General features: G+C 59.5%; 15 protein-coding genes. 11 read left to right on the top strand and 4 right to left on the bottom strand.

Annotated elements, in window-relative coordinates:
- Positions 1-2: 2 nt before the first annotated feature.
- Together P3S72_RS18150 and nirS are read right to left on the bottom strand one after the other, a co-directional pair.
- Positions 3-317 (bottom strand): c-type cytochrome, encoded by a 315-nt coding sequence (locus tag P3S72_RS18150; protein WP_276193440.1) that lies wholly within the window; start codon positions 315-317, stop codon positions 3-5.
- Positions 318-341: 24 nt separating this feature from the next.
- Positions 342-1,940, bottom strand: a complete 1,599-nt coding sequence (nirS, locus tag P3S72_RS18145; protein WP_276197952.1) for a nitrite reductase — start codon at positions 1,938-1,940, stop codon at positions 342-344.
- Between the two features lie 270 nt (positions 1,941-2,210).
- Here nirS and P3S72_RS18140 point away from each other — a divergent pair, with 270 nt between their 5' ends.
- The 11 genes from P3S72_RS18140 to P3S72_RS18090 all read left to right on the top strand — a co-directional run bounded on the left by P3S72_RS18140 (position 2,211) and on the right by P3S72_RS18090 (position 16,838).
- Entirely contained in the window at positions 2,211-2,987 is a 777-nt protein-coding gene (locus P3S72_RS18140; RefSeq protein ID WP_276193439.1) for a CbbQ/NirQ/NorQ/GpvN family protein, read from the top strand.
- Entirely contained in the window at positions 2,971-3,534 is a 564-nt protein-coding gene (locus tag P3S72_RS18135; RefSeq protein ID WP_276193438.1) for a cytochrome c oxidase subunit 3, read from the top strand. The genes P3S72_RS18140 and P3S72_RS18135 overlap by 17 nt, the downstream gene beginning before the upstream one ends.
- A gap of 7 nt (positions 3,535-3,541) precedes the next feature.
- Positions 3,542-3,772 carry a cytochrome C oxidase subunit IV family protein gene (locus P3S72_RS18130; RefSeq protein WP_276193437.1) on the top strand — a complete coding sequence of 77 codons (231 nt, stop codon included), beginning with the start codon at positions 3,542-3,544 and terminating at the stop codon, positions 3,770-3,772.
- Between the two features lie 265 nt (positions 3,773-4,037).
- Positions 4,038-8,402, top strand: coding sequence for an RHS repeat-associated core domain-containing protein (locus P3S72_RS18125; protein ID WP_276193436.1), 4,365 nt, complete (start codon positions 4,038-4,040; stop codon positions 8,400-8,402).
- A 9-nt stretch (positions 8,403-8,411) separates the two neighbouring features.
- A complete protein-coding gene (locus P3S72_RS18120) occupies positions 8,412-9,035 on the top strand; it encodes a hypothetical protein (protein ID WP_276193435.1) in 624 nt (207 codons plus the stop codon).
- Between the two features lie 319 nt (positions 9,036-9,354).
- On the top strand, positions 9,355-10,116 hold the full coding sequence (locus tag P3S72_RS18115) for a pentapeptide repeat-containing protein (protein WP_276193433.1): 762 nt from the start codon (positions 9,355-9,357) through the stop codon (positions 10,114-10,116).
- Positions 10,117-10,528: 412 nt separating this feature from the next.
- A complete protein-coding gene (locus P3S72_RS18110; protein ID WP_276193432.1) occupies positions 10,529-12,475 on the top strand; it encodes a type VI secretion system tip protein VgrG in 1,947 nt (648 codons plus the stop codon).
- Positions 12,476-12,490: 15 nt separating this feature from the next.
- Entirely contained in the window at positions 12,491-12,925 is a 435-nt protein-coding gene (locus tag P3S72_RS18105) for a DcrB-related protein (protein WP_276193431.1), read from the top strand.
- Positions 12,926-13,065: 140 nt separating this feature from the next.
- Positions 13,066-13,506 carry a cytochrome c gene (locus tag P3S72_RS18100; protein WP_276193430.1) on the top strand — a complete coding sequence of 147 codons (441 nt, stop codon included), beginning with the start codon at positions 13,066-13,068 and terminating at the stop codon, positions 13,504-13,506.
- A 3-nt stretch (positions 13,507-13,509) separates the two neighbouring features.
- Positions 13,510-14,931 carry a cbb3-type cytochrome c oxidase subunit I gene (locus P3S72_RS18095; protein ID WP_276193428.1) on the top strand — a complete coding sequence of 474 codons (1,422 nt, stop codon included), beginning with the start codon at positions 13,510-13,512 and terminating at the stop codon, positions 14,929-14,931.
- Between the two features lie 65 nt (positions 14,932-14,996).
- A complete protein-coding gene (locus P3S72_RS18090; RefSeq protein ID WP_276193427.1) occupies positions 14,997-16,838 on the top strand; it encodes a VWA domain-containing protein in 1,842 nt (613 codons plus the stop codon).
- On the opposite strand, the gene P3S72_RS18085 is transcribed toward P3S72_RS18090, so the two are convergent.
- Positions 16,832-17,023, bottom strand: a complete 192-nt coding sequence (locus tag P3S72_RS18085) for a protein DnrP (RefSeq protein ID WP_276193426.1) — start codon at positions 17,021-17,023, stop codon at positions 16,832-16,834. The two genes, P3S72_RS18090 and P3S72_RS18085, sit on opposite strands and share 7 nt — an antisense overlap.
- On the bottom strand, positions 17,020-17,703 hold the full coding sequence (locus P3S72_RS18080) for a Crp/Fnr family transcriptional regulator (RefSeq protein WP_276193424.1): 684 nt from the start codon (positions 17,701-17,703) through the stop codon (positions 17,020-17,022). Before P3S72_RS18080 ends, P3S72_RS18085 begins: the two co-directional genes overlap by 4 nt.
- Positions 17,704-17,800: the final 97 nt, after the last annotated feature.

Here is a 17,800-nt window from a genome sequence, read left to right as displayed (position 1 = left end):
GCTTATTTCAAGGTCAGTACCCATTCGGCCAAGACCTTGGCTTCGTCTTCCGTCACCTGATTCGGCGGCATCGGAACCGGTCCCCAATTGCCCTGGGTGCCGTTTTTGATGCGGCTGGCCAGGGTCACGGCGGCGTCTTTCACACCGGCGTTCTTGGCCGCAACATCCTTCAAGGCCGGCCCCACCAACTTGCTGCCAACCATGTGGCAGCCGACGCAGGGTTTGCTGTTGAACAAGGCCTGGCCGTCTTTTGCAAGGGCCGGTTGCAGGCTGAATGCAGCGATGCAGGCCAGCAGCGCGAAGAGAGTATTTTTCATTGGAAGTCCTTGTGTTGATGGGGCTCAATAAATGTCGTGTTGGGTGTTGTAGACATTGAATTTTCCGGTCGGGGTGATCAGGCGCTTGTCCTTGATCACCGCCTTGAGCTTCAAGGTCTGGTCGTCGATCACCACCAGCGCCGATTCCTCGGTCTGGCCGTTCCACACCGAGAACCACACCTCGTCGCCGGCCTTGTTGTATTCCGGCTGCACCACCCGCAGCGCGCCTTGCTTGATGCCGGCGTATTCGGCGATCGGCAGCACGCTGTAGCCCTTCTCCAGATGGTCGATATCAAACACCGCCGCCGATTGGCTGAGCTTGGCGTCGGGGTTGAGGGTGGTGTCGACATACAAATGCCGGGAGTTGGGATGGGTCTTGATAAACAGCGAGCCGCCGCCCTGGCCCTTGAGCGATTCCACCTGTTTCCAGGCGTATTGCGGGTGGTTGATCGGGTCGGTGCCGATCACCGAAATACCGCCGTCACCCAGATGGCTGGTGGCCCAGACCGGCCCGTAGGTGGGGTGCACAAAGTTGGCGCCACGGCCTGGGTGCGGGGTCTTGCCGACCTCGACCAGCGCGGTGAGCTTGCGTTCCTTGGAGTCGATCACCGCGACCTTGTTCGAGTTGTTGGCCGCCGTCATGAAGTAGCGGTGCGTGCTGTCCCAGCCGCCGTCATGCAGGAACGGCGCGGCGTCGATGGTGGTGATGGTGAGGTTCTTGATGTCCTGGTAATTGACCAGCATCACCTTGCCGGTTTCCTTGACGTTGACGATGAACTCCGGCCATTCGTGAGAGGCGATGATCGCCGCGACACGTGGCTCGGGGTGGTATTCCTGCTTGTCGACGGTCATGCCCCGGGTGGAGACGATCTGTTTGGGCTCCAGGGTCTCGCCATCCATGATGGTGAACTGTGGCGGCCAGTAGGAACCGGCGATGGCGTACTTGTCTTCGTAGCCCTTGAACTTCGAGGTCTCCACCGAGCGCGCCTCGATGCCGACCTTGATCTCGGCGACCTTGGTCGGTTCGGCGGGCCACAGGTCGATCATGTCGATCTTGGCGTCGCGGCCGATCACCAGCAGGTAGCGGCCCGAAGCGGAGATCCGCGAGATGTGTACGGCATAGCCGGTGTCGATCAGTTTGACGATTTTCTTGCTGTCGCCATCAATCAACGCGATCTTGCCGTCGTCGCGCAGGGTCACGGAGAACAGGTTTTCCAGGTTGAGGCTGTTCAGCTGTTTCTTCGGCCGGTCTTCGGGCTTGACCAGCACTTTCCAGGTCTTGAGGGTTTCGGCCATGCCCCATTCCGGTGGGGTTGGCGCGGTGTGCTGGATAAAGCTGGCCATGTGGGTGATCTGGGTTTTGGTCAACGCATTGGAGGTGCCCCAGTTCGGCATGCCGGCGGGGGAGCCATAGGTGATCAATGCTTCCAGGTACGCCTGGCCACGGGACTGGGTGATGTCCGGGGTCAGCGGTTTGCCGGTGGCACCCTTGCGCAGCACGCCGTGGCAACCGGCGCAGCGCTCGAAGTAAATCTGTTTGGAGGTGTCGAAGTCGGCCTGACTCATGTCCGGCGCGCCGGCGCTTTTCACTTCTGTCGGCTGGGGTGCGCCATGGGCGCTCATGGGCAGTGCCAAGGCCAGCGCGCAACTCAGTGCGGCGAGGCTCAGGGTGAAGGGTTTTCTGTTGCGAGTCAGCATTCCATTTACTCCTCAGGCGGGACCTTTACGGTGCCTCGCAACGCGGTGCGGGGCGCAGGTTCTTCGTGCCGGCACAGACTATGGTGCCGTGCCGGAATACCCGCTTGACCGCGATCAAGTTCGCCGCAGGCGACGCTTGCCAGGTTGTCGCAGGCGCCCGTAGCGTGGCCGTCAAACCCGCTGTGGATGCCTGTCATGACTGAGCCCTTCTACCAACCCCTGGACAATGAACACCTGCTGTTCGAACACGCCTGGCGCCACCGCATGCCGGTGCTGATCAAGGGCCCCACGGGCTGCGGCAAGACCCGTTTCGTGCAGCACATGGCGCATCGTCTGAACTTGCCGCTGTACACCGTGGCCTGCCACGACGACCTGAGTGCCGCCGACCTGATCGGCCGCCACCTGATCGGCGCCGAGGGCACCTGGTGGCAGGACGGCCCACTGACCCGCGCGGTGCGCGAAGGCGGCATCTGCTACCTGGACGAAGTGGTCGAGGCCCGCCAGGACACCGCCGTGGTGCTGCACCCGGTGGCCGACGACCGCCGCGAGTTGTACCTGGAACGCACCGGCGAAGTGGTCAAGGCGCCGCCGTCATTCATGCTGGTGGTGTCCTATAACCCCGGTTACCAGAACCTGCTCAAGGGCATGAAGCCCAGCACCCGCCAGCGTTTCGTCGCGATGCGCTTCGATTACCCGGCCGTCGACGGCGAGGCGCGCATCGTCGCACGTGAGGCCCAGGTGGACCTTGCCCTGGCGACCCAGGTGGTGCGCCTCGGCCAGGCGCTGCGCCGCCTCGATCAACACGACCTGGAAGAAGTCGCCTCCACGCGCCTGCTGATTTTCACCGCGCGCCTGATCGCCGCCGGCATGCCCATTCGCGAAGCCTGCCTGGCGTGCCTGGCCGAAGCGCTGACGGACGACCCGCACACCGTGGCCGCCTTGATGGACGTGGTGGATGTGTACTTTGCCTGAACCCCGCCGCCTGCCGGGCGACCTGGCGATGTGGTTTTTCATCCTCGCCGAGTTGTCGGTGTTCGCGATTCTGATCCTCGCGTTTGCCGTGACCCAGGTGCTCAAGCCCGAGGTGTTTGCCGAAGGGCGCGCGCAACTGGACACCTCCACCGGGCTGGCGATGACCTTGAGCCTGTTGACCGCCGGGTTGTTCGCCGCGCTGGCGTTGCAGCAGGTGCGATTGCAGCGCTGGCGACGCGGCGCCGGTTTGTTCGTCGCGGCGCTGTTGGTGGCGTTGGTCTACGTGGCGATCAAGCTCACCGAGTACGCCCACCTGGGCGCTGCCGGACTGGGCCTGGAGCACAGCACGTTTTTTACCTTGTACTGGATACTGACCGGGTTTCATTTCCTGCATGTGCTGCTGGGCATGGTGATTCTCGCGTGGCTGGCGCTGGGCTGCTGGCGCGTCGGGCTGTCGGTCGGCGGGCTGGAGTCGGGGGTGCTGTATTGGCACATGGTGGATCTGGTGTGGGTGGTGCTGTTTCCGTTGGTTTACGTGATTGGATGAGGTGCTGATGACCGCTTCCCAAGGGTTGATCGTGTGTTGGGCTACGTTGGTGTTGCTCAGCGTCGGCACCGTGCTGGCCGGCGGCTCCGGGCTATGGCTGGCGGTTTTGCTGCTGGCGGTGGTCAAGGCGTGGATGATTGCCGATGGGTTCATGGAGTTACGGCATGCCCCCAGGTTTTGGCGCGCTCTGGTGCTGGGCTGGCCTGTCGTTTTGGTGTTGGTGGTGGGGCTTGTCTAGGCTCGGAGTGCCCAAGATCAAAAGCCAAAGCGAGGCGGCCGTATAGCCGACTTGATCCTGGAAGCCGGGCCCGGTCACCTGTGGGAGCTGGCTTGCCTGCGATGGCATCGCCTGGGTGGACCTGATGGACTGAGGTGTCTGCATCGCAGGCACCTGCGCTCCGCCTGCTTTGGGAAAATTCTTACGCCTCTCTCGGAAAGTCTCACCTGAGCAACACGTTAGTCGCGTGATTTGATTCCGGCCTTTTCAGGCAGGGATTGCAGACATGACTGACGCGTTTTGGGCCGCCCGCGAAGGCGACGCGCTGCTGCACACCTCAATGATGGCCGATGTTCTCGGCGGTGTGCTGGAAGTCGCGGCCTATGCCGCCATCACGTCCGTGGGCTGCCTGGCCGCCGGCGCGTTGATCGCTGCAGCGACCGGCGTGACCATCGCCACTGGCGGCGTTGGCTGCGTCGCCCTGGGGCTGGCGGTCGGCGCTGTGATGGGGATCACCGCCGGGCTCTCGGGGGCTGACGTGAAGATCTCCAGTTGGTGCGAAACCGCCGCCAACTGGGTTTTTCCGCCGGTGATCGAGGCCTTTATCAGCAGCGGCTCAGACGACGTTTTCATCAATGGCAAACCGGCCGCCCGGGCGGCCGGAAAGATGATGGCTCTGCCGGTCGCGCCCAGTGAGCCACCGGCGCCCAGTTTTCTGGACATGGCACAGGGATTTTTCTCACAACTGTGGCGCCCGACGGTCGCCACGCCCGCTGCCGGTACCGTGCCGTGTCCGCTGGACACGGTCGCCTGCACCAAGCACCCGCCCATGCCCGAGCAATTCATTGCCGAGGGTTCCAGTTCGGTCTTCATCAACGGGCAACCGGCCGCACGCAGCGGTGACCGCAGCACGTGTGACGCCAAGATCGGCAGCGTCGAGGGGCTGATTTCTGCCGATGTGCGTATCGGTGGCGACCCCGTCGTGGTGCGCGAAATTCGCAGTGGAAAGACACCGGGCGTCGGCTTGGCGATTGCCGCGCTGCTTGCGCTACGCGGCAATGTGAAAGGCTTTAGGAGCACATTGCCGTGCCTGGTCGGCGGCGCGGCGGTGGGCGGAGCCGTGGCCTATGGAACCAGCAAAATCACCTCGGCACTCAACAGCGCGGTCAACGGCACGCCCAACCCGGTGCATAGCCCGACCGGGGCCAAAATCCTCGGCGCCGAAGAAGAACTGGACTTCGTCCTGCCAGGCCTGCTCCCCATCGACTGGCAGCGCTTCTACAGCAGCCTCGATCAACGCCACGACGGCCTTTTCGGCGCCGGCTGGAGCGTTGCCTATGAGGTCGCCGTCGAGATCGATAAAGATGAATACCTCACCTACATCGACGAACAGGGGCGCCGCATAGACATCGGCTACCTCCCGTTGTCAGGCGGCGCCTTCAGCCCCGGCGAAGGCCTTGCGGTCAGGCGCAGCGCCGACGGCGCCATCCTGATCGAAAGTATCGACGGCCTGTATCGGCTCTTCGAGCCCGACCCTCTGAACCCTTCGCGGATGCGCCTGCATCTGCTGGGTGATCGTAACGAAGGGCGCATCTTTCTGGATTACGACGCCCAGGGTCGCCTGTGCCGCCTGCGCGACAGCCATGCGCTGATGCACGTCGACGTGAGCTACACCGTCGAGCATCCGCGGCGCGTGAGCCATATCGAGCGCCGTTACCTGCATCGGCAACATTTTGCTGGGCGCAGCGACGTGTTGGTCAGCTATCGCTACGACACCCACGGCGACCTGGCTGAAGTCCTCGACGCACAAGGCACGAGCCAACGACGTTTTGCTTACGACAGCGCGCGGCGCATGGTCGAACACCAACTGCCGAGTGGCTTGCGTTGCTTCTACCAATGGCGCGCAGTGCCTGGCCCGCAGGGTGAAGAATGGCGCGTCAGCCGGCATTGGACCGATGCCGGCGATGCATTCACCTTCGACTACGACCTGGATGCCGGTATCACGCGCGTCACTGATGGCCTGAAACGGGTCAGCACACGCTATTGGAACCCGCATTACCAGATCACCCGCTACGTCGATAACCTGGGCCATACGTGGCAGTTCGAATGGAGCGAAGATCGCCAATTGCTCGGCGCGATTGATCCGCAAAACGGCGAGTGGCGCTTCAGTTACGACGAATCCGGCAACCTGAGCACAGTGACCGATCCACTGGCCAGGATCAGCAACACCCAGTGGCTGGCGCATTGGGCATTGCCCGAAGTGGAAACCGACCCGGCGGGCAACCGTTGGCATTACCGCTACGACCGGCATGGCAACTGCATCGAAGAGATCGATCCGCTGGGCAACCGCACCCGTTATGTCTACGACGATTTCGGCCAGCCGGTGCAGATCATCGATGCCACCGACAAAATCCGGAAGCTGCACTGGGACGAGTGGAGCCAACTGATCGAGGAAGTGGATTGCTCGGGCTACGCCACCGGCTACCAGTACGATGCATTCGGCAATGTGGTGGTGCACACCAATGCTGAAGGTGAGTCGGTGCGCTATCAGTACAGCCGGCAAGGGTTGTTGCTGGAATGCCGATTTTCGGACGGGCGCCTTGAGCATTTCCAGCGCAACGCCAGTGGTTATCTGACGGGCTATGTCGACCCCGCCGGCAACATTTCCCGCTATGCCTACGACCGGCGCGGCCAGGTTAAACAACGCTGGGACGCGCATAACCGCTGCGTCACCTTCGACCACGATGCCTACGGGCGACTGCTGAAACTGACCAATGAAAACGGCGAAAGCTATCGCTTTGAGTGGGACGCAGCCGATCGCCTGGTGCAGCAACAAGACCTCGACCACAGTCGGCGCTGCTATGCCTATGACCCGCTGGATAACGTCGTCGCCGTCGGTTACCTGCCGGGAAGCGAAGGCGAGGCGGTAGACGCGCTGACACACCAGCTCCAACGCGACCCGCTCGGGCGCCTGGTCAGCAAAGTCACCGCTGACGGCACCACGGCCTATGAGCACGACCTGAACGACCAACTGGTCGCGGTCACCTTCACCGCTCTCGACGGTCGCGAGCAAGCACTTGGCTTTAGCTATGACGCGCTGGGGCAACTGCTCGAAGAACACAGCTCGGCGGGGTGTCTGCAACGCCATTACGACGAATTGGGCAACCTGACTCAAACCCACTTGCCTGACGGACGCTGGCTCAATCGCCTGTACTACGGCAGCGGCCATCTGCATCAGCTGAATCTCGACGGCCACGTCATCAGCGACTTCGAACGCGACCGCCTGCACCGCGAACTGCAACGCACTCAGGGTCAACTCAGAACAAATACCGACTATGACCGCAGTGGCCGGGTCCGCTCACGCCAGCGTCGCAGCATCGACCAACCGTGGCAGTTGCCGACATTGGTCGAAACCCACTACAGCTACGACCCCAGCGACAACCTGATCGGACGCCGCCGTACCGACCGCCAAGAGCACCTGGCCTACGACAGTAGCGGACGTATCCTCGTCAGCCAACAAATAGGCCGGATCGAAACCTATGCCTACGATGCGGCAGCCAACCTGCTCGACGGGCCACAACAAGGCGGCCTGGTACGGCATAACCGGCTGCTGACGTATCAAGACAAGCGCTATACCTACGACGCTTTGGGGCGAATGGTTGAAAAGCGTAGCGCTGTGCGTGGTTTGCAGCGTTTTGCCTACGACGCCGAAAGCCGGTTAGTTGAAGTACGCAATGACAACGGCAGCGTGGTCAGGATGGCCTACGACCCGCTGGGTCGGCGCATTGAAAAAACTGAACACGGCAGCGATGGCTGTCCGCTGGGCGAAACCCGGTTCACCTGGGATGGCCTACGGTTGTTGCAGGAGCATAAACACAGTCAGACCAGCCTCTATCTCTACGATGGCGACAGTTACGAGCCTCTTGCCAGGGTCGACGGTAACGGTGAATACCAACGCGTGCGGTATTACCACAACGACCTGAACGGCTTGCCGGAGCAACTCACCGAGGCCGACGGCCATGACGTCTGGCGAGCGACTTATCGGGTGTGGGGCAACACGCTGGAGGAGGTGCGGGAGCCTTACTTCATTGAAGAGCAGAATTTGCGGTTTCAGGGGCAGTATCTGGATCGGGAGACGGGGCTGCATTTTAATACGTTTAGGTTTTATGATCCGGATGTGGGGAGGTTTACGACGCCGGATCCGATTGGGTTGGCGGGTGGACTGAACCTCTATCAATACACACCCAACCCACTCACGTGGATGGACCCACTTGGGTTAAGTTGCTCGAGTGACGCAAAAAAACTTGGAGGACGCCTAGGCAAGGCTCCAAGCAAAGACTATCGAGCCCACCACGTTGTGATGTCCAACTCGAAAGATGCACGTATGCGCTGGTTGAGAAGACGAATGGACAGGCTAGGCATAGATATAAATCAAAAAGAAAACGGTATATGGCTGCCTGCTAATTCAAAAACGCGCCTGCCAAATACAAAAGCAACGGCTCACGCGGAAGAGGGTGTGCATGGTAACGCTTACAAAAAACACGTATGGGAGTCCCTAAAAGGGGCAAAGACTAAATCCGAGTTCGAGCAAGGTTTAAAGGCACTCAACCTTGAACTAAGCGGCGGAAAAATCTTTCCGCTGGTCAAATAGGAGACCTTTATGAAAGGACTTTTGTTCTCGTTGTTAAATGAATATCATAACAAATATGCTGAGCTCATGTCATTTGTAGAAAGTACGTACAAAACAAAAAAGTGGGGAGTGGGCGTCATGCCTTCATACAATCCTGCACCTTACATCTGCGAGCTACGAGGGTGCAAGCCTGGACGTTTACTTAAAAAAGATTCTGAGCCGGCTAAAGATAGGCATTGCTACTTTTTAGACGCAAATGAAAAAATTATAGCGGAAATACAATACGTCAAATATGTAAACTTTAAAGGTCGGTGGATTGTATATAGAAGGTTTTTTATTAATGAGCTAGACCGCATTGTAGAGTTGACATTCGGCAGTAATTTTGAGGATAGTGCAGAGGCCAATCTCGACTCGGCTTCTATTAATACCCTTAAAGTCAATCATGTAATAGCGCATTATAGCTTGCTCGATACAGGTGAGTACTTCGAAACATTCTACAAGTACGATGCAGACGTAGTCTCTTTTGTTACTGAAAACATATGGCGCGAGACCTTCACGACGCGAAATTATGAAATAAATAGCAAAAATGGCAACTTAACGATTTTTGAAAAGTTGCCGGACAATAGAAAGCTGCCAATATATTCAGAAAGCTGAACTGATCGTGCCACTTCACCATGCGGGCAGCGTGGGAATGGTATTTCTTGAACTAGTGGGGATGTTATTGCTTGTTTGCCTAACAGTTCAAACATATCCGTCCCCTTTACCCTGAGAATCGATGCCGTTTTCAAAGGCAAGGTAAGTAATGACCCGTCACTACGTCACATAAAAGTATCGAAAACAGGAGGGCGCCTACACGATGTGTATGATATTTAAACTAAAACTTGGTGGGTCTAACGACGAAAGCTGATTGGAAAAGAGGCACGCATCAGCGGCGTTATGGCGACTGGGGCAATGGTTATAAAGGAGTGTTATGGTGAGTGAAAAAATCACATCAAAGATATTATCCGGCGTTGAGCGGGAGGGATTAGTTCTTCCTACAAAAATGCTTTTCGAAAACGAGTTCATTGGTAGCTGCAAACTAAAAAACTCGAAACTCTCTGACCCAATTTTTGACCAGTGTGATCTGGAAAATTGCGAGTTTGAAAAAACTGACTTTTCCGGATCTCGATTCTTTAATAAAACAACTTTGATCAAGTGCGCGTTCAAGAACGTCGATTTTCAAACATCCAGTCTAAACGATAGTGAGTTTGAAAGCTGCACGTTTACAAGATGCAATTTTCGAGAGGCGTCACTTAAAGGCTGTCGCCTTAGCAACTGCACATTCATTCAGTGCAAAATTATTGATAACTCATTTAATGCGAAGAAGATTGCCAATATTAAATTTACTGGAAAACTCCAAGAGATATATTTCATATCCGATCAGCCGAACACTCCTCTTCTCGTCGACTTTGAACTTTGCAAGCTGGAGTATGTGACTTTCCAGAACTGTAATCTTGAAAATATCATTCCCCCTGCGGATCCCCAGCACATTTTTTTTAAAGACGTGTCTGCCCGCGCACAAAAGGCGCTCGCCCTCTTATCGTCTGAGCCAGACAATCGGGTCAATAAAATATTGAAGCGGCGATTGCAAAAGCTCACCGCTCAACGCGGGGCGGTTTTCAATATTGAGAGCCTTGAAGATTATGAAGGTCTAGAATTTACCACGCGATTTATTTCACTTCTTCAGGGGTCTTAGAAAGCTGAAAAAACAGCGGAAGCCTAAGAGGCTATTCAGAAATTATCTGAGCCTGAAGGTCAAACAGGACGGTTTAGTTAATAGCTATTTGTTTACTTCTCTGCCGACTTAACCGAGCGCAAAGAAGCATAAATAAATTTGTTCTGACGGGCATGAATTCCTCTCGCGCATGCTCGAAGGCAAGGCGCTGGCGGGTATGCGGACCAGTAGCATGGAAAACGAACTGCACTACGACTTCAGCGACACCGAATAACGACTGTTGGAATGCAATGCAAATGTGGGAGGGGGCTTGCTCCCGATAGCGGTGAATCAGTCACCCTATGCATCAACTGACGCACCGCTACCGGGAGCAAGCCCCCTCCCACATTTGGAAACGGATCCGAAAATTACTACGCTATTTAGGGGTTAACCCATGCTTTTTAACCAAACCTCACGCCTAGCCAAAATCACCAGCCCCCTCGGGCCGGACGTGCTGCTGCTCAATCAAATGGGCGGCGGCGAAGCGTTGGGAAGGCTGTTCACCTACGACCTGCAACTGACCTCCCTGGACGCCAACATCGACCTCAACCAGTTGCTCGGCAAGCCGATGAGCGTCGGCGTGCAACTGGCAGACGGCGGCGAGCGGCATTTCCACGGGATCGTCGCGCAGTGCAGCCAGAGCATTGACCAGGGCCAGTTCGCCAGCTACCAGGTGACGCTACGCCCGTGGCTGTGGTTGCTGAGCCGCACCTCGGACTGTCGGATTTTCCAGAACCTGAGCATCCCGCAGATCATCAAGCAGGTGTTCCGCGACCTGGGTTTTTCCGACTTCGAAGACGCCCTGAGCCGGCCATACCGCGAGTGGGAATACTGCGTGCAGTACCGCGAAACCAGCTTCGATTTCGTCAGCCGCTTGATGGAACAGGAAGGCATCTACTACTTCTTCCGACACGAACAGGACCGCCACGTGCTGGTGCTGGCCGATGCCTACGGCGCCCACACCACGGTGCCGGGATACGCGTCGATTCCGTATTACCCCAAGGACGAGCAGCAACGCGAACGCGACCACATGCACAACTGGCACCTGGCGCAGCAAGTGCAGCCGGGCTCGCTGGAGCTCAACGACTACGACTTCCAGCGCCCCAGCGCGAGCATCGACGTGCGCTCGGCCATGCCGCGCCCGCACACCGCCGGCGACTACCCGCTGTACGACTACCCCGGCACCTACGTGCAAAGCGCGGACGGCGAACACTACGCGCGCACCCGCATCGAAGCGCTGCAAACCCTGCATGAACAAATCGAATTCAGCGGCAACGCCCGCGGCCTCGGTTCCGGCCACCTGTTCAGCCTCACCGGCTTCAGCCGCCAGGACCAGAACCGCGAATACCTGATCGTCGGCATCCGCTACAACATCCATCAGGAAAGCCTGGAAAGCGGCGGCGGCTCAAACTCTGCGCAGTACGAAAGCAGCCTCACCTGCATCGACGCCCAACAAAACTTCCGCCCGCTGGCCAACACCTATCGCCCCATCGTCAAAGGCCCGCAGACCGCCCTGGTGGTCGGCCCCAAAGGCGAAGAAATCTGGACCGACCAGTACGGCCGCGTGAAGGTGCATTTCCACTGGGACCGCCACGACCAATCCAATGAAAACAGCTCGTGCTGGATACGCGTGTCGCAGTCGTGGGCCGGCAAGAACTGGGGCTCGATGCAGATCCCACGGATCGGCCAGGAAGTGATTGTGAGCTTTCTCGAAGGCGACCCCGACCGGCCGATCATTACTGGGCGGGTGTACAACGCGGAGCAGACGGTGCCCTACGATTTGCCGGAGAACGCAACCCAGAGCGGCATGAAAAGTCGTTCGAGCAAGGGCGGCACGCCGGCCAACTTCAATGAAATCCGCATGGAGGACAAGAAGGGGTTGGAGCAGGTGTATATCCATGCCGAGCGGAATCAGGACATCGTGGTTGAGGTAGATGAGAGCCACTCGGTGGGGCATGACCGCAACAAGCGCATCGGGCACAACGAGACGGTAACGATTGGCGCTAATCGCCTGCGCGTAGTACGCAACAACGACACCGTGCTGGTGGGCGGCGCCAAATCCGACTGCGCCGCCACGCGCTATACCCTCGAAGCTGGAGACAGTATTCGCCTGGTGTGCGGCGACAGTGTGATTGAGCTCACGTCAGACGGAGCCATCAACCTGACCTGTGGCTCGTTCAATCTGTTTTCCTCCGGCAGTAGCAAGATCCAGACACAAGGCAAACTGGATATCAACCAGGGCAGTGACAAGGGCACATCACCCGGTCAGCAGGGTGTGCGAGCCACTATCCATAACGCCGTCGAATCAACATTTGCGGACACGCCGGGCGCCGGCCAATAACGAGATACTTGCACCATGAACTACTTGATCAATGAAGCCCAATTCACCTTGCCCGATGCCGCCGTACAGGATGCCTCGATCAATATCCTCAAGTTCGCCCACCTGGGCACCACGCTGGTCGTCAGCCGTAGCCCGCTGGCGGACGGCGAAACGTTGCAAAGTAACTTCCAAGCGCAGCTAAAAGCGCTCGAACAACAGGAGAAGTACCTTCGTTACTCGCCAGTGCAAGCCATAAAGGTGGGGGCCGCACAGGATGTCGATGCCTATGAAGTGCAGAACAGTTTCAACAAAGGCAGCGACAGCTTTTACCAGTACCAGTTGGCGCTGCAACTACCGGGCACACGCCGCCTGATCGCGTTGAGTTACGTCAAGACCCAACCCCTCGGGCCCGCCGAAGCGGCTCACTGGGCAACGCTCAAGCGCACGCTTAACTGCTTCGCCGCACCCTGAATCAAACGGAGCCAAACCGACCGCTACTCAATCCCCCAAGAATACCCGACCACCCCGATCAACAATTCTTGATCGCCATCAAGCGGTTTTCACCCCCCACCTTCCTATCATGGCCACCGCCAAGCCATGAGGAAGCGACCATGTCAGAGACCTTCACCAAGGGCATGGCCAGGAACATCTATTTCGGAGGAAGCGTGTTCTTCTTCCTGATTTTCCTGGCCTTGACCTACCACACCGAACAAACCTTTCCCGCCCGCAGCAACGTCGACCAGCTCACTGACTCCGTGATCCGCGGCAAGGGCGTCTGGGAGCGCAATAACTGCGTCGGTTGCCACACCCTGTTGGGCGAGGGCGCGTACTTTGCGCCGGAGCTGGGCAATGTGTTCAAGCGCCGTGGGGGTGACGAAGGGTTCAAGCCGTTCCTGCACGCCTGGATGAAAATGCAGCCCCTTGGGGTGCCGGGGCGTCGGGCCATGCCGCAATTCAACCTCAGCGACCAGGAGGTGGACGACATGGCCGAGTTCCTCAAATGGAGCTCGAAGATCGATACCAATAACTGGCCACCGAACAAGGAGGGCTGAGCCATGCGCAGCGCCAATCCCTATCTGAAATTCCAATCCCAGGCCGTGGCCAAACCCTACTTTGTGTTTGCCTTGATCCTGTTCGTCGGCCAGGTGCTGTTTGGCCTGATCATGGGCCTGCAATACGTGGTGGGCGACTTTCTGTTCCCGTTGATCCCCTTCAACGTGGCGCGGATGGTCCATACCAACCTGTTGATCGTCTGGCTGTTGTTCGGCTTCATGGGCGCCGCCTATTACCTGATACCCGAGGAGGCCGACCGCGAACTGCACAGCCCCAAACTGGCCATCGTGCTGTTCTGGGTGTTTGCCGCGGCCGGGGTGTTGACCATCCTCGGTTACCTGCTGGTGCCGTATGCGGCGCTGGCCAAGCTGACCCATAACGAACTGTTGCCAACCATGGGCCGCGAGTTCCTCGAGCAACCGACCATTACCAAAATGGGCATTGTGGTGGTGTGCCTGGGCTTTCTCTACAACATCGGCATGACCCTGCTCAAGGGCCGCAAGACCACGGTCAGCATGGTGATGATGACCGGCCTGATCGGCCTCGCGGTGTTCTTCCTGTTCTCCTTCTACAACCCCGGCAACCTCGCACGCGACAAATTCTACTGGTGGTGGGTGGTGCACCTTTGGGTCGAAGGCGTGTGGGAACTGATCATGGGCTCGATGCTGGCATTCGTGCTGATCAAGGTCACCGGCGTCGACCGTGAAGTGGTGGAAAAATGGCTGTACGTGATCATCGCCATGGCCTTGATCACCGGGATCATCGGCACCGGGCACCACTTCTTCTGGATCGGCGCACCCGAGGTGTGGCTGTGGGTCGGCTCGATCTTCTCGGCCCTGGAGCCGCTGCCGTTCCTGGCGATGGTGATGTTCGCCTTCACCATGGTCAAACGTCGGCGGCGCCAGCACCCGAACCGCGCGGCCACCTTGTGGGCCAAGGGCACCACCGTGACAGCCTTCTTCGGTGCCGGGGTCTGGGGCTTCCTGCACACCCTGGCACCGGTCAACTTCTACACCCACGGCACCCAGCTCACGGCGGCCCACGGCCACCTGGCGTTCTTCGGGGCCTACGCGATGATCGTGATGACCCTGATCAGCTACGCCATGCCACGCTTGCGCGGCCTCGGCGAAGCCCCCGATGCGCGTTCGCAGACCATTGAAATCTGGGGCTTCTGGCTGATGGTGCTGTCGATGGTGATGATCACCCTGTTCCTCACCGCTGCCGGCGTGGTGCAGGTGTGGTTGCAGCGCTGGCCGGCGGACGGTGTGGCCTTGCCGTTCATGGCCACGGTCGAGCATTTGACCGCCTTGTTCTGGGCCCGGTTGGCCAGTGGCGTGGTGTTCCTGCTGGGGCTGCTCTGCTACCTGTACAGCTTCCGCCAACGCCAAGCAGTCGCCGGTGCGCCGGCACCGATTGTGTATTGATCGTCAATCCCTAAGAGGGCGGCCCGGCTGGTACAGCGGGCCGTTTTACGTTTGGAGCACACGTCATGGCCTTTACCCTGGAATTGGAAGAGTGGGTCGGCAGCGTCTGGCACCGCTTTATCACCCGCCGTGCCACTGTGGATTTCCCCGAGGCGCAGGTCGCGCTGACGGACCATCAGCGCAGCCTGGCCCTGTTGTTTCGCGCCCTGGGCGGCGCCGGCGGGATGGCGCTGGAGGCGGCCTGCGAGCGCGACCTGTTGCTGCGTCGCAACCTGTTGATGCGCATCGCCGGCACCTGCAAACAGGCGCCCTTGGCCTCTTGCGACGGCAACCGCCTGCGCTTGCCGGCGCGCCTCGCGGTGTTTCCCGACGCGGCGCTGAACCACGAGTTGTATCGCTGGCTGGCGTTGCTCGCGGCCCACGCCGGGCCGATGAGCCACTGGGCCCGCGACAACCAACGTTGGACCTGGTTGCTGTTGCAGCGCTACCCGGCGATGCTGCCGCGCTACCAGCGCCTGGTGGAGGCGCACCTGCAACTGCGCCCCGACCCGGCCAGCCTCAAACCCGATGAAGCCGCGCTGGAACGGGCCTTGCGCAAGGCCCTGCGCGAACCCGGCAGCGTGCGTCACTTGCCGCGCAGTGCGCGGGCCGCCTGGCCGTTGCCGTTATGGCTGTACCCGGCGCTGCAGTTGGACACTCCGCAAAGTACCGACGTGGAGGAGGAGGGCGACGACCTGTCAGCCCCGCCCGGCGAGCAGCAAGGCGGGCCCAAGCGCGCCACCCGCGTTGACGACGCGAGCCGCGATGGCGGCCTGTTGGTGGTGCGCCTGGAAAACCTGTTCAGTTGGAGCGAACACGTCGACCTCGATCGCTGGTCTGACGACAGCCAGGACCCGGACGCCGCCCGTGTCGCCGAAGACCTCGACCAGTTGAGCCTGTCGCGCCAGCGCGTGCGCAAGAGCGGCGGGCTCAAGCTGCACCTGGATCTGCCGCCCGCCGATGTCGACGACATCCCCTTGGGTGAGGGCATCAAGTTGCCCGAGTGGGACTACCGTCGGCAGTGCTTGCAGGCAGGCTTCGTCAACCTGCAATTGATGCAGCCGCGTTGCGCCGCGCCGCAACCCTTGCCCGCGCGGTTGCAGGCCCAGGCCCAGCGCCTGCGCCGGCAATTCCAGAGCTTGCGCACCGACCGCCAATGGAAGCGCCAGCAGCCTCAAGGGTCAGAGGTGGACCTGCAAGCCTGGCTGGATTTTCACGTAGAGCGCCAGCAGGGCGCCTGCGCCGAGCGCGGGCTATTCCTTGAGCAGCGCCACACCCACCGCGACCTGGCGTGCCTGTTGCTGGCCGATCTGTCGATGTCTACCGATGCCCATGTCAACGATGAGCAAAAGGTCATCGATGTGATACGCGACAGCCTGCTGCTGTTCGGCGAAAGCCTGGCCGGGGCCGGGGACCGCTTTGCGTTATATGGGTTTTCTTCGCTGCGTCGGCATCAGGTGCGTTTGCAGGTGCTCAAAACCTTCCAGCAAGCCTATGACGATCGCACGCGTGGCGCGATTCAGGGCCTCAAACCGGGTTACTACACGCGCATGGGCGCGGCCATCCGCCAGGCCACCCAACTGCTGGGCGCCTGCCCGCAGCGGCGCAAGTTGCTGTTGTTGATCACCGACGGCAAGCCCAATGACCTGGACCTGTATGAGGGCCGTTACGGCGTGGAGGACACGCGCCAGGCGGTGGTCGAAGCGCGGCGTCAGGGCTTGATTCCGTTCTGCATCACCATCGACAAACAGGCCGGCGACTACCTGCCGTACATGTTCGGCGCGCATGGCTTCACGCTGATCCATCGCCCTGAACAATTGCCGCTGCGCCTGCCGCAACTGTATCGGCAGTTGACCGAGGCTCAGTAAAAGTCCCTGGGTAACCAGAAGAACATCACTGCGCAGAACAGCGTCAGGCCCAGGCAGAACCACTGGAAACGCTTCAGTCGGCGCGCCAGGGTGCTGGCGTGGGCCTCGGGCAGCGGCGTGGCACAGCGCTCGCAAAGGTCGCGCTCCACGGCGTTGCCGTGCTGGCAGACCAGGCAGGTTTTCACTCGAATTGCTCTAGGCGCGGGCGGTCGAGAATCGCGATTTGCCGGCCGTCCTGGGTGATGATTTTCTCGTCGATCAAGCGTCGGATAATCCGCGAAAAGGTCTCCGGCTGGATCGACAGGTGCCCGGCAATCAATTGCTTGGCCATCGGCAGCTCAAAGCTGCAGTTGGTGCTTTGCAGGCGCACCAGTTGCGTGAGCAGGTAGCGCACCACGCGGTGGGTGGCGTTTTTCAGCGACAGGGTTTCGATCTCGTTGACCCGCTGGTGCAGGCGCACGCACAACGTGCCGAGCAGGGCGAAGGTCAGGCGGCTGTTGCTTTGCAGCAAACGCATGTAGGTGGCGTTGGACAACCGGTACAACTGCGTGGGGCACACCGCTTCGGCGCAGGCCACGTAGTTGGGCGTATCCATCAGCATCATGGCTTCGGCAAAGGTCTGCCGCTCGCCGATCACCTCGAACACCTTCTCCTGGCCGTCCGGGGTGAGGCGGTAGATTTTCACTGCGCCGGCGATCACGAAGTAGAACGCGTCGGCCGGTTCGCCCTGGCGAAACAGTGGTTCGCCTTTATCGACACTGAGCAATTGGCTGCTGCTCATCAGTTCGTTCAGTTGCACCTCGTCCAGGGGCTCGAACAAGTGGTGGCTGCGCAGGATTTGGTGATGAACGCGATGGAGCACCATCTTGACCTCGGGGAATGACGGGAAGGGATGCCCGAGGATAATCCTGTTGGCGTCGGTCGTACTTGATCCTCGACAAGGGCAACGCACAGGCAACGTT

The organism is Pseudomonas sp. D3 (assembly GCF_029320995.1).
GTDB lineage: Bacteria > Pseudomonadota > Gammaproteobacteria > Pseudomonadales > Pseudomonadaceae > Aquipseudomonas > Aquipseudomonas paraveronii.
Note: the sequence above shows the minus strand (reverse complement) of the source record. Positions and strands in the feature narration are given on the sequence as shown.

Coding starts and splice junctions, on each gene's coding strand:
- P3S72_RS18095 (WP_276193428.1), top strand. CDS start 13,510: ATGCGCAGCGCCAATCCCTATCTGAAATTCCAATCCCAGGCCGTGGCC.
- P3S72_RS18120 (WP_276193435.1), top strand. CDS start 8,412: ATGAAAGGACTTTTGTTCTCGTTGTTAAATGAATATCATAACAAATAT.
- P3S72_RS18110 (WP_276193432.1), top strand. CDS start 10,529: ATGCTTTTTAACCAAACCTCACGCCTAGCCAAAATCACCAGCCCCCTC.
- P3S72_RS18105 (WP_276193431.1), top strand. CDS start 12,491: ATGAACTACTTGATCAATGAAGCCCAATTCACCTTGCCCGATGCCGCC.
- nirS (WP_276197952.1), bottom strand. CDS start 1,940: ATGAGCGCCCATGGCGCACCCCAGCCGACAGAAGTGAAAAGCGCCGGC.
- P3S72_RS18080 (WP_276193424.1), bottom strand. CDS start 17,703: ATGGTGCTCCATCGCGTTCATCACCAAATCCTGCGCAGCCACCACTTG.
- P3S72_RS18125 (WP_276193436.1), top strand. CDS start 4,038: ATGACTGACGCGTTTTGGGCCGCCCGCGAAGGCGACGCGCTGCTGCAC.
- P3S72_RS18135 (WP_276193438.1), top strand. CDS start 2,971: ATGTGTACTTTGCCTGAACCCCGCCGCCTGCCGGGCGACCTGGCGATG.
- P3S72_RS18150 (WP_276193440.1), bottom strand. CDS start 317: ATGAAAAATACTCTCTTCGCGCTGCTGGCCTGCATCGCTGCATTCAGC.
- P3S72_RS18100 (WP_276193430.1), top strand. CDS start 13,066: ATGTCAGAGACCTTCACCAAGGGCATGGCCAGGAACATCTATTTCGGA.
- P3S72_RS18090 (WP_276193427.1), top strand. CDS start 14,997: ATGGCCTTTACCCTGGAATTGGAAGAGTGGGTCGGCAGCGTCTGGCAC.
- P3S72_RS18140 (WP_276193439.1), top strand. CDS start 2,211: ATGACTGAGCCCTTCTACCAACCCCTGGACAATGAACACCTGCTGTTC.
- P3S72_RS18130 (WP_276193437.1), top strand. CDS start 3,542: ATGACCGCTTCCCAAGGGTTGATCGTGTGTTGGGCTACGTTGGTGTTG.